The 24,299-nt window shown below is 40.2% G+C and carries 19 protein-coding genes; 8 read left to right on the forward strand and 11 right to left on the reverse strand.

Annotated elements, in window-relative coordinates; all coding sequences use genetic code 11:
• Positions 1 to 440: 440 nt before the first annotated feature.
• On the reverse strand, positions 441 to 854 hold the full coding sequence (locus ACFSR6_RS03460) for a winged helix-turn-helix transcriptional regulator (protein ID WP_379074972.1): 414 nt from the start codon (positions 852 to 854) through the stop codon (positions 441 to 443).
• Positions 855 to 1,091: 237 nt separating this feature from the next.
• Between ACFSR6_RS03460 and ACFSR6_RS03465 the strand changes: the two genes are divergently transcribed.
• Together ACFSR6_RS03465 and ACFSR6_RS03470 are read left to right on the forward strand one after the other, a co-directional pair.
• A complete protein-coding gene (locus tag ACFSR6_RS03465; protein WP_343524545.1) occupies positions 1,092 to 1,895 on the forward strand; it encodes an enoyl-CoA hydratase/isomerase family protein in 804 nt (267 codons plus the stop codon).
• A gap of 77 nt (positions 1,896 to 1,972) precedes the next feature.
• Entirely contained in the window at positions 1,973 to 2,911 is a 939-nt protein-coding gene (locus ACFSR6_RS03470) for an NADP-dependent oxidoreductase (RefSeq protein WP_379074975.1), read from the forward strand.
• A 135-nt stretch (positions 2,912 to 3,046) separates the two neighbouring features.
• Here ACFSR6_RS03470 and ACFSR6_RS03475 read toward each other — a convergent pair whose 3' ends face one another.
• Complete coding sequence (locus tag ACFSR6_RS03475) at positions 3,047 to 3,748, reverse strand: CPBP family intramembrane glutamic endopeptidase (RefSeq protein ID WP_379074978.1); 702 nt, start codon at positions 3,746 to 3,748, stop codon at positions 3,047 to 3,049.
• An 84-nt stretch (positions 3,749 to 3,832) separates the two neighbouring features.
• On the opposite strand from ACFSR6_RS03475, the gene ACFSR6_RS03480 reads away from it, so the two are divergent.
• Positions 3,833 to 4,279 (forward strand): helix-turn-helix domain-containing protein, encoded by a 447-nt coding sequence (locus ACFSR6_RS03480; RefSeq protein WP_379074981.1) that lies wholly within the window; start codon positions 3,833 to 3,835, stop codon positions 4,277 to 4,279.
• A gap of 82 nt (positions 4,280 to 4,361) precedes the next feature.
• On the opposite strand, the gene ACFSR6_RS03485 is transcribed toward ACFSR6_RS03480, so the two are convergent.
• The 6 genes from ACFSR6_RS03485 to ACFSR6_RS03510 all read right to left on the reverse strand — a co-directional run bounded on the left by ACFSR6_RS03485 (position 4,362) and on the right by ACFSR6_RS03510 (position 13,499).
• Positions 4,362 to 5,852: a redoxin domain-containing protein gene (locus ACFSR6_RS03485; RefSeq protein WP_379074984.1), complete on the reverse strand. Its 1,491-nt coding sequence runs from the start codon at positions 5,850 to 5,852 to the stop codon at positions 4,362 to 4,364.
• A gap of 73 nt (positions 5,853 to 5,925) precedes the next feature.
• Positions 5,926 to 7,314, reverse strand: a complete 1,389-nt coding sequence (locus tag ACFSR6_RS03490; protein WP_379074987.1) for a RagB/SusD family nutrient uptake outer membrane protein — start codon at positions 7,312 to 7,314, stop codon at positions 5,926 to 5,928.
• An 11-nt stretch (positions 7,315 to 7,325) separates the two neighbouring features.
• A complete protein-coding gene (locus ACFSR6_RS03495) occupies positions 7,326 to 10,619 on the reverse strand; it encodes a SusC/RagA family TonB-linked outer membrane protein (RefSeq protein ID WP_379074990.1) in 3,294 nt (1,097 codons plus the stop codon).
• A 287-nt stretch (positions 10,620 to 10,906) separates the two neighbouring features.
• On the reverse strand, positions 10,907 to 12,061 hold the full coding sequence (locus ACFSR6_RS03500; protein WP_379074993.1) for a FecR domain-containing protein: 1,155 nt from the start codon (positions 12,059 to 12,061) through the stop codon (positions 10,907 to 10,909).
• A gap of 99 nt (positions 12,062 to 12,160) precedes the next feature.
• Entirely contained in the window at positions 12,161 to 12,754 is a 594-nt protein-coding gene (locus ACFSR6_RS03505; protein WP_379074996.1) for an RNA polymerase sigma factor, read from the reverse strand.
• Between the two features lie 214 nt (positions 12,755 to 12,968).
• On the reverse strand, positions 12,969 to 13,499 hold the full coding sequence (locus tag ACFSR6_RS03510) for an NAD(P)H-dependent oxidoreductase (RefSeq protein ID WP_379074999.1): 531 nt from the start codon (positions 13,497 to 13,499) through the stop codon (positions 12,969 to 12,971).
• A gap of 96 nt (positions 13,500 to 13,595) precedes the next feature.
• Here ACFSR6_RS03510 and ACFSR6_RS03515 point away from each other — a divergent pair, with 96 nt between their 5' ends.
• The 5 genes from ACFSR6_RS03515 to ACFSR6_RS03535 all read left to right on the forward strand — a co-directional run bounded on the left by ACFSR6_RS03515 (position 13,596) and on the right by ACFSR6_RS03535 (position 21,606).
• Positions 13,596 to 14,000, forward strand: a complete 405-nt coding sequence (locus tag ACFSR6_RS03515) for a winged helix-turn-helix transcriptional regulator (RefSeq protein ID WP_379075002.1) — start codon at positions 13,596 to 13,598, stop codon at positions 13,998 to 14,000.
• A gap of 338 nt (positions 14,001 to 14,338) precedes the next feature.
• On the forward strand, positions 14,339 to 16,666 hold the full coding sequence (locus ACFSR6_RS03520; RefSeq protein ID WP_379075005.1) for a beta-galactosidase: 2,328 nt from the start codon (positions 14,339 to 14,341) through the stop codon (positions 16,664 to 16,666).
• A 116-nt stretch (positions 16,667 to 16,782) separates the two neighbouring features.
• Positions 16,783 to 18,135, forward strand: a complete 1,353-nt coding sequence (locus ACFSR6_RS03525) for a Gfo/Idh/MocA family protein (protein WP_379075008.1) — start codon at positions 16,783 to 16,785, stop codon at positions 18,133 to 18,135.
• Between the two features lie 115 nt (positions 18,136 to 18,250).
• On the forward strand, positions 18,251 to 19,342 hold the full coding sequence (locus ACFSR6_RS03530; protein ID WP_379075011.1) for a phosphotransferase enzyme family protein: 1,092 nt from the start codon (positions 18,251 to 18,253) through the stop codon (positions 19,340 to 19,342).
• Between the two features lie 107 nt (positions 19,343 to 19,449).
• On the forward strand, positions 19,450 to 21,606 hold the full coding sequence (locus ACFSR6_RS03535) for an alpha-N-acetylglucosaminidase (RefSeq protein ID WP_379075014.1): 2,157 nt from the start codon (positions 19,450 to 19,452) through the stop codon (positions 21,604 to 21,606).
• Here the strand turns inward: ACFSR6_RS03535 and ACFSR6_RS03540 are convergent.
• The 3 genes from ACFSR6_RS03540 to ACFSR6_RS03550 all read right to left on the reverse strand — a co-directional run bounded on the left by ACFSR6_RS03540 (position 21,603) and on the right by ACFSR6_RS03550 (position 23,724).
• A complete protein-coding gene (locus ACFSR6_RS03540; RefSeq protein WP_379075017.1) occupies positions 21,603 to 22,073 on the reverse strand; it encodes a GtrA family protein in 471 nt (156 codons plus the stop codon). The genes ACFSR6_RS03535 and ACFSR6_RS03540 overlap by 4 nt on opposite strands.
• Positions 22,070 to 22,771: a CDP-alcohol phosphatidyltransferase family protein gene (locus ACFSR6_RS03545; protein WP_379075020.1), complete on the reverse strand. Its 702-nt coding sequence runs from the start codon at positions 22,769 to 22,771 to the stop codon at positions 22,070 to 22,072. The genes ACFSR6_RS03540 and ACFSR6_RS03545 overlap by 4 nt, the downstream gene beginning before the upstream one ends.
• A 146-nt stretch (positions 22,772 to 22,917) precedes the next feature.
• Positions 22,918 to 23,724 carry a phytanoyl-CoA dioxygenase family protein gene (locus ACFSR6_RS03550; protein ID WP_379075023.1) on the reverse strand — a complete coding sequence of 269 codons (807 nt, stop codon included), beginning with the start codon at positions 23,722 to 23,724 and terminating at the stop codon, positions 22,918 to 22,920.
• Positions 23,725 to 24,299: the final 575 nt, after the last annotated feature.

A 24,299-nucleotide genomic window follows, 5' to 3' on the forward strand; every position in this document is an offset into this window, starting at 1 on the left:
CAAGAATTTGATTTTGCCAATCATATAATCCTTATTTCATAACACGCTTGAATGGTTTAAATTCGCTTAAAGTCAGTTGCTTAGATGCCTTTTGACGAAATTATCCAGTTTGCAAAGTTAAATGCGGCTAGTTTTGGAATAATCTACAATCAAACAAACAACAGTCCCCAAAAAACTAATAGAAGTATTGTTGCAAAAATTCGAAGAGAGTTGAAAAAAATAATCAGAAAATGGTTCAAGTTTTCCCTTGTATCGCCCACAAACGCCTTTCATGATATCGTGAAGGACGTTTTGTATTTTTAGCCTGTTTTTATGCCTCGATTAAAGCAAATAGAGACGTGTTTCGGTTGGAGCCTTGTTGGGTCAACCTAATAGAGAATTTGCTAGTTTGCAATGAAAAACCATTTTACTAATTAATTGGTTGCTGATTGGTCAAATGTCTAAATATGATTCCTAAGCTTTTGCATTACGTTTTTTAAGAATATTTCCTTATCTTTTTTTACCTCTTTTATAAAAGCCTGGTGCGCTGCTGAAAGTGTAAAATATTTATCTCCCCACAAATATATCTCAATCATCAGGGGTAAAAGATCAATTCCCTTTTCTGTAAGTCGATACAATACTTTTGCCTTGCTTTCTGGATGTGCTGATTTTGAAATTACGCCCGCTAACTCTAAAGTTTGTAGTCTCGTAGCCAGTATGTTTGTTGCAATTTTTTCTTCTGATTTTAAAAAATCACCATAAGTACACTCTTTAGCGTACATTAAATCCCTTACAATCAATAAAGACCATTTATCTCCCCAAATGTCTAATGAATTACTTACGGGACATCCCGATCTCATATTTATTTTTTTCATAAAATTATACTTGCAATTTGCAAGTGATATAATATATCTATATACTTGCATTTTGCAAGTGATAAAAAATATAGAATCGATATTGTTTTCTAAACCACAAAGATATGAGTTCAATCTATACGAAGGTTCATACATTTTACGCCAATATTAGGATTAATAATATTGGTTTCAACTGGATGTACTATGTATTGGTTTGACCTCAGCATATATTAAACTGTTTATAAATAAATTAGAATTATGATCTTCACAAAACAATCCATCAGCGAAAGCTTTTGGAAAATTAGCATTAATCATCCTCCTGTTAATGTATTTGACCCAGAATTTTCTATACAGTTACGTACCTTGATGGACGAATTGGAATCTAATGAAAATCTAAAAGTGGTGGTGTTTGAAAGTGCCAACCCTGATTTTTATGTTGCGCATGCAGAATTGGTTAACATCTTCGAATTTCCTAAGGGAGAAGGAAAAACTGGTCTATCTAAGTCTTGGCCAGATATAGCTAAACGTTTAGAACAGGCGCCTTTCGTAAGTATTGCGTCGATAAGAGGTAGGGCAAGGGGGTTGGGAAGTGAATTCATTCAGGCTTTTGACCTGCGTTTTGCCAGCAAGGAAAAGGCGGTTTTTGCTCAACCTGAAATTGGAATTGGTTCTTTTCCTGGTGGGGGTGGATTAGAGCGGCTGCATTTACTGACAGGTAAAGCAAGGGCTTTAGAAATTATTTTAAGTGGCGACGATTATGATGCAGAAACTGCAGCAGCTTATGGATGGATCAATAGGGCTTTCGCAGATAAGGAGCTTGATATTTTCGTAGAAAATCTAGCTAAACGAATTGCATCTTTTGATTTGAAAATTATCAAAAAGATTAAGGCAACTATGAACGAGCGGGCTACTATTCCTAGAAATGAGCACATTACAGAAACCCAAATTGCCTTTTTTGCTTCCCTTACAGAACCCGAAGCCAGAACTAGAATTAAGGCGTTGTTGGAAAAAGGCTTACAAACCTACGGGGATGTAGAATTGAACCTCGCAAAATATCTTTAAATAACCATTATAGTAACCATAATGGCAGGTGTGAGCGTTCAATGCATCTGCCGTTATCTAAATAGAATATTTCTTTGATGAAAACAATCATTATAAATGAACCAGGTGATGTAGAAAATTTTGTATATGCCGATGTCGAAAAACCAGTTATTAACAGCGATGAGGTGTTGGTGCAGGTAAAAGCGATTAGCATTAATCCAGTAGATGCAAAAGTACGTGCTGGGCAAGGCATATATCAATTATTGAAAAATGAGGAGCAGTTAATCTTGGGCTGGGATATTAGCGGTATTGTAATGGAGGCAGGCGATGACTCGATATTTAAGGTTGGAGATGAGGTGTTTGGGTTAATTAGATTTCCCGGGCATGGTAGGGCTTACGCTGAATATATTGCCGCACCCATCAATCAATTAGCACTTAAGCCAGCCAATGTAACACATGCCGAGGCTGCATCAAGTACATTGGCAGCACTTACAGCCTATCAGGCATTGCTTGTACATGCTAATTTGAAAAGGGGGCAAAGTGTATTGGTACATGCTGCTGCCGGTGGTGTTGGTCATTTCGCCGTTCAAATGGCTAAACATCTGGGTGCTAAAGTAACAGGCACTTCTTCTGAGATAAATAAGGATTTTGTACTCGAACTGGGTGTAGATGAGCATATTGATTATCATACATACAATTGGAAAAATAGCGAAGCTAGATTTGACTTCGTTTTTGATACTGTGGGTGGTGCTAATATTGATAAATCGTTGCATGTTGTTAAGCCGTTTGGAACCTTAATCAGTATTCCATCCGGATTAAGTGAAGACATTAACGAAAGAGCTAAAGCAAAGGGAGTAAATGGTTTGTTTTTTCTTGTAAGCTCGAATGGAGATCAGATGAAGATTATCGCTGAATGGTTAGCACAGGATATTATAAAACCTCATATATCAGAAACATTTACTTTTGACCAAATAGCCAAGGCCCATAAGCAAATTGAAAGTGGCAGGACAGTTGGTAAGATTGTAGTCGAATTATAATTGCCCGAAAATTCCGTAAAACAGTTCAAGTTTTCCATTGTGCCGCCCCCTGCTTTAAAGCCCCTCTAAGGACGACTTAGAGTTTTTTTATCAATCAGAATTGCTTAAAAGCTCTTTTCTGTCGTGTATCTTCAGTTATTGATCGATAGCAGCCGGTTTCAATAATTTGAGATAAATAAAGCAAACCATCGGAAATCCGGTATAATAAACAATAACGATGATGATTGGTAATATACCTTTCGGTTGAACCGGGTCAGTTGCAAAGGTTTTAACCATCAATTGCAGGCCGATACTTTTTTCTTTAGAAAATAAGATCATCGAGGTGAAATTATAACCCAAGTGCAATGCGAATGGCAGCAGTATAGATCGGGTCTTTACAAACGCTAATGCCAGCAAATAACCCATGGAACCAGTTGAGACGAGCACAACCAGCATTTGAAATGGTTGGCCAAGTATACCATAAGAAAACCAGTGATAAACACCAAAAGCGATTGCAGATAAAATTACCGCTTTTGTGGTATCGAGTTTTTTGATGAGGATATATAATAATGCACCTCTAAAGATCAGCTCTTCAAAAACTACTCCTTTTAATACAAATAATGAGCTTTTAAAAAAATTGACAGCTGTGTAATCCGGGTTCATTTTATAGGGATTTTGTACCCATAAAGAGATGCCGAGGTAAAGGCACGACAAATAAACAGCCGGCAGCATAAAGCCATGCAACATATTGCGCAGTTGTTTAGGACAAGGATACCAGTTTAATACATTTAAATTTTGATCAACTGTATACTTTAACAATAACCAGGAAAGCAATAATTCAATAACAATAGCAAGCATAAGTTTTTTTGTAAAAATATGCCTATAAAATTGTAGAAGATTACGACATTTACATATGCCGTAATAACGCCGTACTGCAAAAGAATGGATAACGTCAAAAAAGACACAATTGCTAAACTAATCAAAGAGGCACGCTTAAAAAAAGGCTATTCTCAACAGCAATTGGCAGATCTGGCAAAACTTAACCTGCGATCGGTGCAGCGGATTGAAAATGCCGAGGTTATACCCAGGACATTTAACCTAAACCTGTTGGCTCAGCAATTAGAGCTGGATGTTGAAGCATTGCAGGTGCTCAACAAAAGATTTACGGAAACACCAATAGCAGTTCCCCAGGTAGAGGCTAAGCCAGTAATCAATAAACCCAGGAAACTGATACTTAGTGTCACCATAGGCGTATTAACAATATTGTTTACAGCAGCCTTTCTTTCACAATCAAGCCGGTTTCCGGAAACAGATTTTGAACTGTTCTTACTGATGTCGTTAGTTATAGCCATTAATGCAGTTGTACTTTGGCGGATCTGGAAGTTTTAGTTTGTAAATCTCTTGAGCTATTATTTTGCTCAGGCCCTTATAAACAAAGAAGTCAGGCTTTAAAGGCCTGACTTCTTTCAATTTATGATTTGGTTTTTGCCATATCTATCATCATACTCAGTTCATCAACAGCGGCCTCGTTACTGCCATCAAAACCGGTTAGTTTAAACCTGATATTACCGGCTGCATCAATTACAAATTTGGCCGGGATACCGTTTACCTTGTAACTGCTTACTACTTTGTTTACCTTGGTTTCGGCATCCTTCACATCCATCAGTACTTCGAATGAGTATTTCATACCTTTAATGTAATCGGCAGCATCTTTAACCGGATCAGCCACTTTTTCCCAGGTATGGATAAAAAGGAATTTTACGTTATCATCATCTTTATATTTGTTTACGGCCATTTGCATCGCCGGAAATGAGGCCTTGCACGGACCGCACCAGGTTGCCCAGAAATCAATAATTACGATTTTACCTTTATAATCTGCCAGCGAAACCTGTTTGCCGCTTAAATCGGTTAAGGTAAAAGCCGGGGCAGGTTCATTTACCATTCCTTTGGTTAATTGTTTGTTCAGGTTTCCCAGATAGGCTTCTCTGATTGCACTTGCATAAGCATCGAAACCATTTTCACTACCTTTAACTTTTACATAAAGTTTTTTGAAATCGGCAGCCATTTCGGGCGTGGCTTTACCCGCTTTAACTACTTCTTCCAGTTTATCGTAAGCTTCCTGGTTTCTGTTCAGGCCCATTAAAATTTGTGCATAGCGGTAGTTCAAATTAGGACTTAGGCTGGTCGATTTTTTATAGGCAATCTCCGAATACTTTAAAGCCTCGGCATACTTTTTCCTTTCGAATAAAATATTGGCATAAGTACTGGTTAGGCCCGCATAGCCTGAAGCTGAAAATTTGGCCCAGTTCTCATTGCCTTTTTTGCCATCTATATAAGAAAAAGCATTATCCATTGCTTTTTTAGCATAAATTTCGGCATTGGCTAAATCGCCATTTTTATAAAAAGCACTGGTGAGGCCGGAATAAGCATTACCTTTCCAGAAATCAACTTCAAGCATATTGGCATATTCATTAGCTTTAGCTACATTTTTTTCGGCTGCAAATTTACCGGCAATCACTGCCCTTACATAATCGTAAGCCAGGCGGTCGTCTACCTTGGTGTTCTCGTACATTGTTGGTGGAAACTTTTTTATCCAGGCTTTGTAAGCGGCTTCGGCTTCGGCAGCGGTTTTAAGGAGGTAAAAGTCTTTAGAAGCTTCATTTCTGGCTCGTGTACCCAAAGGGAAACGGGTGGCGATAGTGCTGTAGATGGCGTCGGATTTTTTAGTATCGCCGATACGGTAATAATAATTGGCAGCTGTTAATACTTCTTTTTCGGTTTTAGCTTCTGATAAATTAGCCAATCTGGCGCTTAAAACAGTTTTATCGGCCGAATCCTTAGAGGCTGCCAGTTTATCCAGGTATTGAACCAGGGTGTCGGCTGGTTTGGTGGTTTGTGCCTCTGTTGCATGAGTAGCAACTAGCAATAACAGTACTGAGCAGGCAGTTTTTAATAATTTCATAAGCTTTTATATTTATTTTTTGCAATCATTAGTCTGCCTGAATTTAATTTCAGGCAGATTAATTTTAAATCTCTTAGTTATAGCCAGGGTTTTGTGTGAGTTTGTTATTTAGTAAAATCTGGTCTGAACCAATAGGCAACAGTTGTGCAGTTGTTTTCCAGGTTGGTTTTAAGGCTCCTAAAATTGCATCAGCAGTTCCGGTACGTTTTAAATCGAACCAGCGATTGGCATACTCCCCAAAAAGCTCCAGTTTGCGTTCTTTGGCAATAGCTGTTAACAATGCACTTTGTGTGGCAGCAGTGGTATTGCCCAAACCTGCGCGGGTGCGGATGACGTTAATATCGTCCTGTGCACCACCAATATTTAATTGTTGTGCCCTGGCCTCTGCCCTGATGAGGTATTGTTCGCCTAAACGCAACAACACAGTATATTCGTTACCCAGAGTAGCCGCTGTGGCCGATTGTACCTTGTACTTATTAATACGGTAGTATTTAACGGCATTAAAAGTAGTCGAATCAATCCAGGAGGTTTTACGGCTATCGTTCAGCTCGAAATCTTTGGTGAAATTGTTATACAACACATAAGCCGGTGGTGCTACATTAGCTGCCGAACTGGTTGTGCGGTAAGTGCTAAAGGCCGATGCACCATACAAGGTAGATAACTGCAAAATGGTTTCACCGCTGGTATTAATGAAGGCGTTTGATAAAGTAGCCATGCTATAAGTACCCGATCCGATTACTTTGGTTGCCTCTGCCTCGGCGTTGGCATAATCTTTATTATATAGGTAAACTTTAGCCAGTAATGCAGTTGCTGCCCATTTATTTGCCCTAACCTTAAATGCGGCACTACCTACATAAGTAGTGGGTAACAGGTTTTGAGCATCCTTTAAATCGCTAAGCACCTGTGCATAAACCTCAGCAACCGTTGCCCTAGGTTTAAAAGCGTTATCCAATTCGTTTACTTCTGAAGTAATGGGCACACCTCCATAAAAGTTTACCAGGTTAAAGTACATTAAAGCCCTGAAAAATTTAGCCTCGCCGCTTAACTGGTTTTTCATCGGTGTGGTCATTCCGGTAGAGTGACTAATGCCATCCAAAATCAGGTTGCAATAGCGGATGGTTTGATAAGGATAGGTCCAGAGGTAATTGGTAGGGTTGGTATTGGTTGGTGCTACCACATTTTGCGAGAGCTGAATTAAATCAGCATTCGAGGTGGTATTCTGCAATTCATCGGCCAGTAAACCGCCAAACCAGGTACTGTATCTTAAGTGATCTACTGTTGAATAGTAAGAATAAAGTGATAAGGTAGCGCTGGTAGCCGAATTATCGGTAGTAAAGGCATCTTCTTTAGCGATAAGGTTATTGGCCAAATCGGCTTCAACAAATTTTTTGCATGATGACATTGCCATTAAAACCAAGCCCAATGCCATTATTTTTTTGAAATACATATAGTTAATTTTCATGATTTCCTTGATTAAAATGAACAGTTTAAACCGAATACAATGGTACGTACCTGCGGGAAGGCAATGTACTGCCCTGTACCCAAAGCAGGTCCTGTGCCTGGTAAAGTAGTTTCAGGGTCGTAAGTATATTTCTGTTTGGCCCAGGTATAAAGGTTCTGCCCCTGTACGTACACGCCCAGGTTAGATAGTTTTAATTTACTGGCAATTGCTTTAGGGAAAGTATAGTTCAGGCTTACTGTTTTCAGTTTCAGGTAAGAAGCATCGCCCCAGTTCACATCCGATGAAGTTAAGTTTCCGTAAGATGGATCGTTAACGGTCGATGCAGCCGGGAAAAGCGCTGCATCGCCCACGGCTCCCCAGCGATCTAACAGGGCAGTGCTCATGTTGTTGTAGTTAATACCAGCAGGGCTCGAACTTAAAGTCGGATTTAATATGCCGTAACGGTGATTGTACTGGAACATAAAATCGAGTGAAAAACCTTTATAGCTCAGGCTGTTGTTCATACCGGCAAAGTAAGGATGACCATAATAGCCCACATACCGGTCGCCTGCAAAACTAATGCTGCCATCGCCGTTTAAATCCTGGTAAGTTGGCAGGCCAGTAGCCGGGTTAACCCCGGTGTATTTATAAAACTTCCGGATATCGGTTGGTTGCCCGATAATATAGGTATTGGCATAAAAAGTATTTTCGAGGTTATCAAAAGCCAGTAATTTATTGCGGCTGATGGTTAGATTCAGGTTGGTATTCCATTTAAAATCGCCGGCTATTACGTTGATGGTGTTTAACTCAAATTCAAAACCTTTGGTTTGTACCGTTGCATTTAAATTAGCTGTATAACCCGTTGAACCTGTTTGAGAGGGGATAGCAATAAAATTTAACAGGTTAGAAACACGGTTGCGGTAATAATCTGCTTTTAGCAAAATCCGGTCTTTTAAGAAACCCAATTCTACTGCTACATCCAGTTTATAATTGGTTTCCCATTTTAAATCCGGGTTTTGAATACTTGAAGGTACATAGGTACCCACTCCATCGTAAACATTGCCTGAACCAGTAGAGGTATAAAGTGACAGGTAACCATAATTCGGAATCTGATCGTTACCGGTAATACCATAACTGGCCCTTAATTTACCAAAGCTGAAAAAGCCAAGGTTCTTCATGAAATCTTCCTGGGTAAAAATCCACGATGCCCCTACAGCACCAAAATTTCCGAATTTGTTGTTACCCCCAAAACGTGATGAACCATCTCTTCTGTATGTTCCATCAACGATATATTTACCTTTCCAGTTATAGTTTAACCGGCTAAAAAAGGCTGTATAACTATAAGTTGCATCTGCATTGTAGTTGGTAATCACAGCCGAAGCTCCTGTCAAAGAGTTAATCAGGTTTTCGTTGTTGTAACCTGTACCGGTTAAAAAGATTCCGGTTGCTTTAGTACGCTGAAAAGTGGTACCGATTAAAGCTTCGAGGTTACCTTCTCCAATTTTAGTGGTGTACACTGCCTGTGGTTCAATAATGTAATTGTTGTTATCATTATCAGTATACCTTAACGAGCTTACCCGTGCAGTATTCGGATTTTGCGAACTGGCCGGGTTAATTTGCTGCTGCTTTAAACGGGTTGAGGTATAACCCAAATTGGCTTTAACCACCAAACCATCGATAATGCGGTACGAAAGGTTTACATTACTGAATAAATTAGTGGTTTGTGCATTGGTTGTTTGCGAGCTGTAAGAAAGCGGACTGGTGGATGTCCAGTTTACACTGCCGTTGGCATTGTACAAAGGATAGTTAGGTGCCAGGTTGTAAATGGTACTCAAATCGGTAGATGGCAACAGGTTTTTCATGTAGGTATAGTTTACCGAACCATCTATATTAAAGCGGCCATCGCTACTTTTATGACCAGCGTTTAACCTGCTCGAAAAGGTAGTGGAGCCAAAATCGCCTTCGAAAACGGTACTTTGTTTACGATAGGTCGAAGAAAACAGGAAGGAATTTTGAGCATTACCTCCAGAAACTGATCCGGTAGCATTAGTGGTATGCCCGGTATGGCCAATAAAGTATTTTTGCCAATCGGTATAGGCATTCTGGTCCCACACCGTTAAGTCTAAGGCATTGGCAGTGGTTGGCGTAACGCCCGAACGGGCAAAGGCAGCCCTTCGGGTAGCCAGGTATTCCTGCGTATTCATCATCGGGATGTAATAGGCCACATTGCTTACACCTGAATTTACGTTGAAATTAAAAGCTGTTTTACCTTTACTTCCCTTTTTAGTAGTGATTAATACCACACCATTCGATCCGCGCGAACCATAAATGGCAGTTGCATCGGCATCTTTCAGGATATCAATACGCTCGATATCTTCGGGTGCAATAATACTAAAAGGACTTACGCCCCCGTTTGCAGCACTCACTCCGTTTGCGTTCAGGTTATCGGTAGCAGGTTGTGCACCGTTAAATAAGGTAAAAGGAACACCATCAATGATGTACAATGGAATATAACCTGCACCGGATACTCCCGTATATGCGCCACGGATATTCATCCGGGCACCGGCACCAGGCAAGCCGTTATCTTGCGTAATTTGCACACCGGCAATGCGCCCCTGCAAAGCCAGCAAAGGGTTTTCTACAGTTTGTTTGCCAATTTCTTCGGCAGTGATTGAACTTACGGAACCGGTATTGTTGCGTTTGGTAGTGCTGCCATAACCAATTACCTGCACCTGGTCTAAAGAGGAAGCCGAAGGACTTAATTTAATATCGAGCAAACTGGCTACACCGCTCTGCAATAAGCCTCGCGTTATTTTCAGTTCTTTGGTTTCGTAACCGATATAGGAAATAACCAAAACCTCATTTTCGTCCAGATCGAGTACAAAAGCACCGGTTGATCCGCTTACGGTATACTTTTTACTGCCCTTAACGGTAATGGTTGCGCCTACAAGGGGCGAATTGTTTTCGTCTACAATGCGGCCGTTAAAACGCGAGGAGCTAAAAACCGAAGCTATTTTATCGATAAATGAGCGTTCCTGCTTCTTAATCAATACGGTATTCTGTTCAATATTGTAGGTTAACTGCTGGTCTTTTAACAGGTACTCGATTACTTCTTTAAGTGGCGTATTTTTAAAGTTTACGTTCACCTTTGCCGCATCGTTCAGCGTGCTGGTGGCGTACAATACCCTATAGTTGGTTTGCTTTTCTATTTCTTTAAAAACCCGGTCTACGGTTATATTTTTAGCCGCATAGGTAAGTTTTTGCGAGAAACTACTGGCACTAACATGCATGAGTAAAGTCGTCATGATGATGATGGTGAGTTTCATAATTAACAGGATTTTTTTAGGAAGGCACGCCGAATGCCTTCCTTGATAAAAAGGATAAATATTCATACTTTCGTTTGTTTGGGTTAATGCGTAAATGGACCTCAGAATTCGTTTTTAAAGGGTTAACTCAGATTATGGCCATGGTTGTGCTTCCAACACTTCCATGGTTTTTTCTTCTAAACCTATTGTGCTATTTAACGCTGTTCCTGTAGTGGTTTCTTCATTTTTTTCTGGTTTTAGTTGATATTGATTGATTTAAAACAGCATGGTTAAGGCTGTTGGCAATATTACTTTACGGTTATTACCTTACCGTTAATATAAAATTTAATATTTCCTGTTTCTTCGAGCATTTTAAGCACTTCAGAAATGTTATCGAAACGCGATACCGAACCTGAAAAAGAAGGCGTTCGTTCAGAGCGAACATTCATCACAAACTGAACACCATACCAACGTGATAGTTTCTGCATAATGCTGGGTAAAGGCTCGTTTTTAAACCTGAACTCACCGTTTTTCCAATCGATGGCAAATGCAGGGTCTACTGCATTTACCTCAATGGTATTGCCATACAATACCGATTGCTCACCCGGCGCAATTATTTTTTCGTCCCCGGTTCCTTTTACTTTTACCGAGCCCTCTAAAAGTGTTGTTTTGGTACTTAAACTGTTCTCGTAGCTGTTAATGTTGAAATGCGTACCTAAAACTTCAACTTCCTGTTTTTTGCTTTTAACAATAAAAGGGTGGTTTTTATCTTTGCTCACTTCAAAATAAGCTTCTCCATCCAGCTCAACCTCCCTGTTTTTCCCGTTAAAATGACCTGGAAAACTGAATTTCGTTTCTGCATTTAACCATACCAGGGTACCATCGGGCAGGTTTACCTGATACTGGCCACCTGAGGGGGTTGTTATGGTATTATTTGTTCCTTCTTCTTTTGCCCTTCCATTGTCAATAACAGAAAAAACCAGCAAGCCGTCTGCAGCCTTTTTAACGTTGAGTCCGTTTGTAATGGCCAGCTCTCCAGTTTTACTATCTGATAAATCGATTCTGCGGCCATCGGCAAGCGTTAAAATGGCACGGTTACCGCCAGGTGCTACATCGTTGGCATAGCGTTCTGACCGGTCTTCGGTTTTATTCTCTATTAAAAACAAGCCGCCAATTATACACAAGGCCAGCACTGCTGCCGAAGCGGCAATGATCCACAGGCGGCGGGTGATGGTTTTAGGCCTTACCACCTGGTTTTGCCTGTTATGTTCTCCTTTTAACCTTTGTGCATCAATGCGTGCTTTCAGCTTTTCGCCAAAAGCCGCTTTTTGCGCCTCATCGGCAGTCCATGTATTTTCCAATAACTGCTGCTCCACAAAAGAATCAACCAGGTGCGCTTCTTTCGCTGAAGCTGTTCCATCTAAATAATGCTGTATTAATTGTTTTGCCTGTTCGGTTTTCATAGGTTTTTGAAGCGCATTGAGCGTGCCTTACAAATAGATATTCCGAAAAAGTAGTTTTGGTGGTAGATTTATTTTAAAAAAAATAAAAAAAGTTTTTTATTACTTTAAAAGGTGTAAAAATATAGCCATCATAGTGGCCGAAAGTTTGCCATTTAAAGAATCGGCTATTATTTTGAGTGCATTACTTACCTGTTTTTTTACTGTTCCTTCAGCAATATTAAGTTTTTCGGCTATTTCGCGGTACGATAGCTGCTCATCGCGGCTCAAAAGATAAACTTCGCGCATTTTTTTAGGCAATTTGGCAATTCCCAGGTCTATATTTTCCTGTAATTCTTTTAACGAGATGCTTTCTTCAATGTTCAGGCTGTTATCAACCGCTTGTTCGGTTATTTTATCTAAAAAATCACCGGTATGGATATTTCTTTCAATATACCTTAAGCACAGATTGCGGGTACTGCGGATGAGATAAGCGCCTAAAGTAGTTTTAACCACTAAGGTAGTCCTTCTGTTCCAGATTGATACAAAGATTTCCTGCACTATATCAGCAGCTTCCTCTTCCGACTTGGTTAACCTTACGGCATAAGATACCATTTTTTCCCAATAGCGGTTGTAAATTTCAGTAAATGCCTGTTCCTCTTCCTGGTTTATCAGCAAGATCAGTTCAAGATCCGGTACGTGGCTTAGGGGTGGCATAGTTTATACCAACGAATATAGAAGAAAATATAAAATAATGTACTGTAAAGATGCAATAACGTCATGATTCGGAAATTGTCAGGCTTTTTGAAAGCTGGCTAGGGGGCTTACCGTAATTAATGGTGATGAGTCCGCGTTAGAGATTGTTGCCATCCCCAGGAAGGTTTGATTCCCCTTTAAGAATTACTTAGAGGGGCAATCAATGCATATTGTTTTATAGCGATTCTAAAAAATTTAAATACAAAGGAATGCTGCCTTCTATCCATTCTTTCGAAACATTATTTTCCATTCCATAATAAGCAAACAGCGGCGTGTAATCGGCTTTTACATACTGAAAAGAAAGTTCGAACGGGCGCGTTAATTCTTCTAATGTATACTTATACATTCCTGATGGGTGCAATTCGTTTTCATCAACTCCAAGCGAAATCGCCAGGGCAACCTTCTTGCCAGATACTTTGAAACCGCTTTTGCTACCATAGGCCCAACCGTAGGTCAATACTTCGTCTAACCATTTTTTGAAAAGCGGAGGACAATTGAACCAATAATAGGGGAACTGGAATACAATCCTATCATGTTGCTCAACAAGCTTTTGTTCTGCCAATACATCAATCTGTTCGTCGGGATATGTCTCATAGAGTTGATGTACCACATATTTCTCGGGGTATTTAGTTAACTCCTCAATCCAGCGCTTGTTGATTAAAGAACTTTTAATATTGGGATGGGTTACGATGATCAATGTTTTCATTTTTCGAATTTTAATGTTACAAGCGCAAAAATAGATCTGTAACCTCTTATTTTGTAAATTAGCAACCCATTGTAATGTACTATAAAAAATGTAAGTATGTCCAAGATCAAGGAAACCTCAACCAACTATGCTAACAAACAAGCTTTAGCTGATGAATGTTTAGAAGTTTATGCCGCCAATATTATAGGCGGGCAATGGGCCCTGGTGATCTGTTCATGGTTAATGAACGGTAAACTTAGATTTGGAGAGTTAAAAAAACATTTGCCAAATATCACAGAGCGAATGCTGACATTGCAACTCCGTAAATTAGAAGCAGATAAAATTGTTAAGCGAACCATTTATGCCGAAGTTCCGCTGCGGGTAGAATACGAATTAACTCCAATTGGCTACGAATTGAGGTCGATCATTAACGAACTCGAAAAGTGGGGTATAAAACATAAAACTCTGGTAGAGTTGAAACCGCCGCACCTTTGCCACAGCGAAATAACCGCTCAGGGTTGAGGTAAAAAAGTAGTTTAGCCGATCCATTCCGGCTTAATACATTTCAACATCCATCTTTTTCTTCTATTGGTTCTTCGAATAATTCGGCAGAACCGGTAATGCAGACCTCTTTATGCTTCTTGATGAACTTAAGTCCTGACCTGGTTCTTAAGCTAGACCGTGCTGAACGTCTAATCCCTTTGTACTAAAAAGAAGTATAGCGAAAACTTCACCGCTTAAATAACATGGGTAACATAAATATTAGTCAATCGTTTGCGCTGATATTTATGTTGTAATGCTCATTTGCTTGTTCTACTTTTAAAAATACAAATCAACAAAACTGAACAGAATTTTAACCAATGCGCTTCCCACTGCTTAAAAAAATAATTGCTTTATTGCTGTTAATCAGCCTGTCGGCAGGTAGCTGGGCTCAAAATGCAACTAGTTTTGCCATAGGCAGTGAATCTTTCGAACTGAATGGCAAACCTTATATTATCCGTTGCGGCGAGATGCATTTTGCACGGATTCCGAAAGCCGAATGGAAACAGCGCCTGCAAATGGCAAAAGCCATGGGTTTAAATACGGTTTGTGCCTACCTTTTTTGGAACATGCACGAAAAACAGCCCGATCAGTTTACCTGGACAGGCCAAAGTGATGCGGCTGAATTCTGTAAACTGGCAAAAGAGGTGGGTTTGTACGTAATATTAAGGCCAGGGCCATATTCTTGTGCCGAATGGGAGTTTGGTGGCTTCCCCTGGTGGCTGCTTAAAGATAAAAACATCCGTTTGCGCACACAAAATCCATATTTTTTAAACCGGGCTAAAAAATACCTGCTAGAAGTAGGAAAACAGCTCGCGCCATTACAAATCACTAATGGAGGCAATATCATTATGGTGCAGGTGGAGAACGAGTATGGCAGCTACGGTAAGGATAAGGATTACATGAATATCATTAAATCCAACTTACAGGAAGCGGGTTTTACCGTTCCTTTGTTTCATTGCGATGGGCCATCTCAGTTAAAGAACGACCACCCAGAAGGTTTATTTGCCGTGGTAAACTTTGGCAGCGATCCGGAGGCTAATTTTAAAGCGCTAAGGGCCATACAACCAACCGGACCATTAATGTGCGGCGAATATTATCCGGGCTGGTTCGATAGCTGGGGCAGGCCGCACCATAAAGGTAATACCCAACGTATTGTTGACGAACTTAAATACATGCTCGATCATAAAACCTCATTTAGCATCTATATGGCCCACGGTGGAACCAGTTTTGGAACTTACAGTGGTGCAAATGCCCCTCCGTACCTGCCACAAACCAGTAGTTACGATTACGATGCACCGATTGATGAAGCAGGTAATGCCACCGGGAAATTTTACGCTATACGCAAGTTATTTGCCAATTACCTGCAGGAAGGAGAGGTTTTGCCCGATGTTCCGGTGGCCAATAAAATACAAAAATTAGATCCAGTTACTTTCTCATCGGTTGCGGTACTTACTAAAAATCTGCCTAAACCGGTTTTAGCAGATACCGCACTGTTAATGGAAGATTTAAATCAGGATTTCGGCTGTGTGCTATATGAAACCAGTTTAAATGCCGGTAAAAAAGCTAACCTGGTTTTTAAAGATATACATGATTACGCTTTGGTGTACCTGGATGGCAAAAAGATTGGTGAACTCGATAGAAGAAAAGGTCGTTTTAGTATAGAAATACCTGCTCATGTAAATAAAAGTGTGCTTAGCATCTTGGTAGAAGCAACGGGCAGGGTAAATTATGGCTACCAAATGCACGATTGGAAAGGCATTCATGGCGAAGTTTATTTGAGCGAAAACGGAAAACAGACTGCCTTAAAAGGCTGGAAAAATTATCCGGTCAGGATGGGAGAGGTAAACATTCCGCTCCGTTACGAAAAACTTAACGGCCAGCCTGCAGCTGCAGCGTTTTACAAAGGTAGCTTCAAGGCCAGTAAATTAGAAGATACTTACCTGGATATGGGTAAATGGAATAAAGGATTAGTTTGGTTAAATGGCATGTGCTTGGGCAGATACTGGAATATCGGCCCAACGCAAACCATGCTGGTGCCAGGCAGCTGGTTAAAAAAGGGGAATAACGAAGTTGTTGTTTTCGATTTGTTTGGTACCCAAACGCCAGCATTAAGCTTTTTAGATCACCCTATTTTAGATATAGTAAACGAAAAGCAGCCCCAGTTGCACCGTAACGCAAGTCAGAAATGGCTTGCCGATGCCCAGCAGCCCTACGCTGAAGGTACTTTTGCAAACGATAACAAATGGCAAACTGTAAACTTTAAACCGGTTACAGCCCGTTATTTCTGCCTCGAGGCGCTTACCGAGCAAAAGGGACAGCCTTTTACCACTGTAGCCGAAATGGTATTAATTGATGATGAGGGAAATGAGATTCCGCGTAACGATTGGAAGGTTGTTTTTGCCGATAGCGAAGAACTGGGGGGCGATGACGGAAATGCGGCAAATGTTTTCGATCTGCAGTTTACGAGTATCTGGCATACCCAATGGGAAAACAAGTCGCCAAAACCACCGCACCAGATTGTGATAGACCTGGGTAAAAATTACAGTATTAAGGCACTGAAACTCTTACCCAGACAAGATAACGCCAACGGCAGAATTAAAGATTACCGACTATATTTTAATCAAAAACCTTTTAAAAATTTATAATCTTGAATGTGAATTAGTTATGGCTATAAAACAGCGAAATAAACGGTTGTAGAACGTTTGTTTAATAACAATTTGCAATCAACTTAAAACTTAAATAATAAACGTAAATAACACAAATGGAACGTAGAGAATTTATTAAAAATGGTGCATTTACGGCTGCGGGTTTAACCATCCTGCCAACCGGAAGTTTATTTGCATCATCAGACAATGCAAAAGTAAGATTGGGCTATATCGGCGTTGGCGCGCGGGGCATGAGCCATATCTCTGAAGGTGCTTTAAGAGATGATGTAGAAATCGTGGCCATTTGCGATACCCAGGAAAGCTCGCTTAAAATTTGCCGTGCTTTTATTGCTAAAAAAGGCAGACCTGCAGCAACAGAATATACAGGTGGTGTAGATGCTTATAAGAAACTTTTGGAACGCAAAGACATTGATGCCGTAATTATAGCAACACCATGGCAGTTTCACCGGGACCAGGCTGTTGATGCCATGAAAGCTGGTAAATATGTAGGCTGTGAAGTAATAGCAGGTTTAACCGTTCAGGATCACTGGGATATTGTAAATACTTCAGAAAAAACCGGCATACCTTACATGACTTTAGAAAACGTTTGCTACCGCAGAGATGTTTTGGCTGCTCTAAACATGGTTAGACAAGGACTTTTTGGCGAATTGGTACACCTTGAAGGTGGTTATCAGCATAATTTAAGAAATGTACTATTCAATAACGGTAAAGATTATTATGGCGGTGGGGTAGAGTATGGGCCAAAAGCCCTAAGTGAGGCGCAGTGGCGTACACAGTTTAACATCGATCAGGACGGTGATTTATATCCGACCCACGGTGTTGGTCCATTAATGCAATATGCTAACATTAACAGGGGAAATAGATTTACCAGCCTGGTATCGTTCAGTTCTAAAGCAAGAGGCTTGGCCGCTTATGTAGAAGAAATGTCTCCGGGTCATCCAAATGCCAAAATCAATTATAAAAACGGCGATATAACCACTACCTTGATCAACTGTGCAAACGGAGAAACTGTGTTACTAAGTCACGATACACACCTGCCACGCCCGTATTCGATCGGTTTCAGGGTACAGGGTACAAAAGGATTGTGGATGGACGTAAACAAATCGGTTTACATCGACCACAAATCGAAAAAAGACGATGTATGGGATCCTGCAAAAGAGTGGTTTGATAAATACGATCACCCACTTTGGAAAAAGTACGAAGCAGAAGCAGTAGGGGCTGGCCACGGTGGTATGGATTGGTTTGTATTTAATGGATTTATCCAGGCGGTAAAACAGAAAAAACAAACACCGATAGATGTATACGATTCAGTTACCATGAGTGTAATTACCCCACTTTCTACCAAATCGTTAAAAGAGGGTAATATGCCGCAGAAATTCCCTGATTTTACCAAAGGAAAATGGAAAGATCGTAAAAATACTTTTGCTTTAGACGATAGCGGTTTTTAGTCTCGGTTGCGGGTATTGCTTATGGCTTGCCCGCATATTTTTAAAAAACAAATATTAGGTTGCCATGGTAAGTGGTTTACCTAAAACAATATTCATTCAAATATATTAACATCTTATGTTTCAAGCAGTTTTAGGTGCTTATGGACTTAATACAGAAAATTTTAAAATTGAACCTTTCGGCTCGGGTTTAATTAACCATACCTGGAAAGTTTACAATGAAAAAGTAGCCTATATCTTGCAGGAAGTGAATACCGAGGTTTTTCGCCAGCCCCAAAATATTGCTCAGAATATCGAGACAATAAAAAAATATCTCGATCAAACCGCCCCTAAATACCTGTTTGTTGCTCCCATTACGGCTTCGAACGGAGATGATTTTGCGGTTGTTGACGATCATTTTTACAGGATTTTTCCGTTTGTAGAAAATTCTTGCTCCATTGATTTTGTACACCAGCCAGAGCAGGCTTACCACGCTGCCAAGCAGTTTGGTAAATTTACCAGGATGCTTTGTGCTTTCAACGCACAAAAACTAAAGCCCACTATCGAAGATTTTCATAACCTGCCTTTGCGTGTAGAGCAGTTTAAAAAAGCATTGGAACAAGCCAGCGACGAAAGGATCAGTGAGGCAAAGTTCGCTATAGAAGAGATTATCAGACATTACGATATAGAAGAGCAGTATATACATATGGTAGATAGCGGTGCACTTAATTTACGTGTGATACACCACGATACCAAAATCAGTAATGTATTGTTACAGGCCGAAACCGGTGTGGGTTTATGCGTAATTGACCTGGATACCGTAATGCCGGGATACTTCATCAGCGATGTGGGTGATATGATGCGAACCTATCTCTCAGAAGCCAATGAAGAAGAAAAAGACTTTAATAAAATAGCCATTAGAGAAGACGTTTTTGCTGCAATACATAAAGGTTACATGGAAGAGATGGACCAGGTTTTGGCCTTTACCGAAAAACAGTTCTTTATTTATTCTGGTAAATTTATGATTTACATGCAGGCGGTAAGGTTTATTGCTGATTTCTTAAACGGCGATATTTACTATAAAACGAATTATCCTGAACACAACCTCGTAAGGGGCTTAAATCAGATCGATTTGCTGAATAAGTACATTGCCAAAGAACCTGAATTTGAGGAGATAATTAAAAAGATTAATGAGAATAGGGTAAGCGACTCTAAACCAATATTAAACTAATAAGGTAAAGATAAGGTGTTCAGTTTTTAAGCTTCATCGTACAGGCTGGACATTCTTTCTTGCCTTTTTCAAATTAATTTCTGATACCTTAATTAATTAAAATGGGCATGCGTATTTTAAAATTTGTTTTTCTTTTAGCAGTTCTGTTTCTGAATACACATATTAAAGCGCAAACGTTTGACGCAGTTAGACAATTGGCGGAAAGACGGGCTCCATGGTTAACAAAATCGCTGGTTTTTAAATCTATACCAGCAAACAAGGGTAAAGATGTATTTGAACTTTTTAGCAGGAATAATAAAATAGAAATCAGTGCTTCGGGTGCAAATGCCGCTGCCGAAGGTTTAAACTGGTACCTCAGGTATTATTGCCACAGGAGCATGTCGCACATGGGCGATAACCTTTCTCCAATCGGAAAAATCCCTCTGGTGAAAGAAAAAATCAGGATCGCTTCGCCCTATCCATATCGCTATGCCTTAAATTATTGTACCATCAGTTATTCGATGAGTTTTTACAATTGGGCCGATTGGGAACGCGAGCTCGATTGGATGGCATTAAATGGGGTAAATATCATGCTGGCTCCGGTTGGTATGGAAGCCGTATGGCAGAATACATTAAAAAAATTGGGCTATTCCGATCAAGAAACACTGGAATTTATCCCGGGGCCAGCTTTTGGTGCCTGGTGGTTAATGGGGAATATGGAATCGTGGGGTGGCCCAGTAACTCAAAACCTCATCAACCAGCAGGCTGATCTGGAAAAAAAGATAATTGCCAGGATGAAGGGGCTCGGTATAGAACCGGTAATGCATGGCTTTTATGGTATGGTGCCCACTACGTTAAAAAACAAAGTAAAGGTAGATGTAATTTCGCAGGGCAAATGGGCTGGTGGATTTACCCGTCCCGATTTTTTATCAACCGGCGATCCTGCTTTTAAACGTATAGCTGATATCTATTACAACGAAATGAAAAAGCTGTATGGTGCTGATCTGCATTACTTTGGCGGTGATCCTTTTCATGAGGGGGGGAGTGCCAAAGGTGTTGATCTGAAAGCATCAGGTGATGTAATACAACAGCTTATGCAGCAACATTATCCCGGTTCAACCTGGGTATTACAGGGCTGGCAATCCAATCCTTCTGCTAAATTACTGGACGGATTAGATAAGAAAAAGACACTGATCATTGAGCTCTTCGGAGAAAACACCAACAACTGGGAAAAACGAAAAGCTTACGATGGTACCCCATTTATATGGAGTAATGTGAGCAATTTTGGAGAAAAGAACGGTATTTACGGTAAGCTGCAACGTTTTGCCGACGAAACTTACAGGGCAAAAAATAGTAACTACGGACAATTTTTAAAGGGGGTGGGGATTATTCCCGAAGGGATTAATAATAATCCGGTTACTTTTGATCTGATGTTGGAGCTGGGCTGGCACGATCAGCATGTAAAAGTGAACAGCTGGATTAAAGGTTACACTTTAGCACGTTACGGAAAAACTAACGGCAAAATCGAAAAAGCCTGGCAAGGCTTGCTCGAAACCGCTTATAGCAGCCCTGAAATTTACCAGGAAGGTCCTTCTGAATCTATATTTTGCGCCCGGCCCGATACTTTGATCAACAGCGTTTCATCATGGGGTACCAGGAAAAGAAATTACGATACCAACAAATTTAGGGATGCAGTAATGTTGTTTGCCTCAGCAGCAGCCGATTTTAAGGAAAGCGAAACCTACCAAACAGATCTAACCGATTTTGTAAGGCAGGTGCAGGCCAATAAAGGTGATGGGATTTATCAGGCCATTATTGAGGCGATTAAAAATAAGGATAAAATCCGCTTGGCTGGCGAAGGTGCTAAATTCCTGGCATTAATCAGTCAACAGGATTCGTTATTAAATAGCAACCGTTTCTTTACCCTGCACCGTTGGCTGAAGCAGGCGATTGTATTCGGTACAAACCAGGCCGACCGTGCAAACGCCTTAAAAAATGCAAAAGCGCAGGTTACCTATTGGGGTCCCGATTATAACCCCAAAACCGATCTGCACGAATATGCTCATAAAGAATGGGCCGGTTTATTGGGCTCTTTGTATACTGAGCGATGGAAACTGTTTATCGCTTACCATTTACGGAAGTTGAATGGCGAAGAAACCACAAAACCCGATTATTATAAACTGGAAACCGGATGGGCCAATATACCAGATTTATTTGTGCCTGTAAAAATCAGCGATAGGCAGCGAAATGAATTGATCAAGCAGATTTTAAAAGTTGAAGATTAAATCCTTTGTTCCCTGCTGATAGGTTCAAAGTATTCTTCTTCCTCGTAATCAAAATCTCTGGCTTCGTTGGTTTTAAATACCCAGTATTTCATCAGGGGGTAGTTAAAGCCATAAGAAACGATACTGTCTATCAATAACCTGCCTATTTTATAATCAAGGTTAATGGCACTGTGTAAGAGATAAGTTCCGCCTGATTTTAACGAAATGCTGCCTAAAACCACTGTAAAAAAGCGGATGAGCTGCCCTGTTGCCGTACTGCAATAGCCTTCATTATTTTTAAAAGCCCAGAAACGGTTAATGCAAAAGTTAACAATACCACCTATGGTTCCTGAAATCAGGATCGAAATGGTAAAATGGATGTGGAGCCATTCGGTTAACAGGATCATCAGCCCATAGTCGGTAACACCACCCGAAAATGCCGATACCTGTGCTTTTAAGAAAAGTTTTACCGATTGCCAGCTGATCATGCTTTTTCCTCCCTGTCTTTGGCGTCGCCGGCTTTTAAAAGTTTTAAGGTATCGATGGTGTTCAGTACCAGAAGTAAGGCTACCATAGCCATTGCAAAATAAGTAATACTGTCTTCAAATAATGTTTCGGCAACGAGTACCAGTGAAATAATTACACGTAGTTCTGTTGGCCCTAAAATACCCGAATCGATCTGGTAATGTCCGGTTATTTTATAGCGTAACTGGCTAATAATCATCGACCAGCCGTATAACACCACAAACATAAAGGCTAAAATCTGCGTGAATCCTTCTGCATACCAGTAATAACCAAAACCAATCAGGATGATGCTGAACCAATCCATGATGATATCGAGCACAAAGCCGTACCATTTTCGGGGTATTTCGCGGTAATAAGCCAAGCGACCATCCAGCGAATCGCCTAGCCAGTTGATAAAAAAACCTAAAATACCGATCAATAAGTAATGCTGGCCATAAAAGTGTGCTAAAATAAATGCCGAAAACACCACGAATGAACCAAACATTCCAATCCCTGTCATGATATTTGGTGAAATCCATTCCGGGACCCTTTTAAGTAAAAAAAGGATCAGGCTTTGTTCGCCTTTACGCAAAATATTGGTTCGTTTCCGATCTGCAAATACCCTTTTGCCATTGGTATGGCCTTGCTGCTGTTTAATGTTTTCCTCCCGTTTATACCCCAACCAATATTACGCTAAATAGTATCGCAGTTCCCGGCCGGTAAAATTTTAAGCTGATTCTCTTGGGTAAGCCCTTCGAAAAATCGGTTATCCGCTTTAGTTTTCCTGATCTTACCAGGTAGCTGAATAGTAATACAAATAACATATATTTATTTTACAATTCCTGCAAAACGCTGGTAAAACACCGTCGGACTATTCTCATTTTTTGGTGCGTACTTGCCGGCAATAATAGGGATGTAAATTACGCGGCGTCTGCTTTCCTCGCCACGCACAGCCGATTCGGCAACCCTGTGCCACAGCCTTCCATCGTGGATGGTTAAATCGCCGGCTTCAGGCAATATCGATACTTCCTCAGCATCAGGTTTATTATCGAGGAAGTATTTTTTGCGGAACAGCATTTGATATATACTCTGTTTATGGGTGCCAGGGATAATTTTTAATCCGCCGTTCTCAGGCCTTAAGGTACTTAAGTGAATCCCCACATTCAGCATTGGGTTTAGTTTTGTTCCATAGAAGATATCCCTTAAACCATCTGTATGCCAGCCCATTTTGCTGAATTTGCTCTCAGGCCCGTTGATATAGTGGTTAAATACCATGCCATCTTTTTCTTCGGTACCTAAACGTGCACCTTCGCCAGCCAATTGCAACAAGGCATTAAACCGTGGATCGAGTAAAAGGCCGCTTAATGTTTGATGCTGTTGATTGATAAAGGCAAAACGTTGTACAATTGGTGAACCATCAAGGTCTTTACCGTATTTAATGGGCACGCCATTTATTTTTTTTACGTCTTCTTTTATCCATTTTTGTTCTACCTGTTTAGAGGCATCAATAATAGAAGAAACGGTTTCCGGTTTTATAAAATTCTTAAAATGGATAAAACCATGGGTATTAAAAAAATCAAGTTGTTGCTCGGTTAACTGATCAGATAGGGTAAAGGTTGGATACGATGTGGCCATTGTAATAAAAATTAAAAAGTTTAGGAAAAAATAAATGGAGAAATAGAATTATGCGCAACAACAGCACATTCGCATGGGCGAGTGGTTCGGTGCTGGAAAGAAATAAAACACATTAGTTTTATTCGACATATTCTATAGATTTAGTAGTATTTAATACAAACGTAACATTTTTTTAATGTTTCAAAGAATTTAATCAGAAATATTTTAAAATATTTTTTTGAGGTGCGAAGTTCTAATCATAGAAAACGCTTAATAAACACGAATAACGAGGTTTTTAAGCCTTTTCACTCAATGGGCAGGGCTTGCGCTTAATCTTCTATAGGCATAAGGTTTTGTGGTACGTGAGGACACGAACCATGGCGATTGGGTAACGCTTCAACCGGAGCAAGGTGGCCAAAACAGCATTTCATTTTAGGGGTTTTGCAGGGTGCAGACAGACCCCTTGTTCCTAAACCCGTATTCTATGGTTTTTGCAAATAAATTTTAAAATATTTAAGCAGCAATACCAAGATCTTTCTTATAAGGCCTTTCTTTCAATACTGCTGCAAAAGCCCTGCTGACAAGCTTATTCCTAA

The organism is Pedobacter vanadiisoli (assembly GCF_042684385.1).
Lineage (GTDB): Bacteria > Bacteroidota > Bacteroidia > Sphingobacteriales > Sphingobacteriaceae > Pedobacter > Pedobacter vanadiisoli.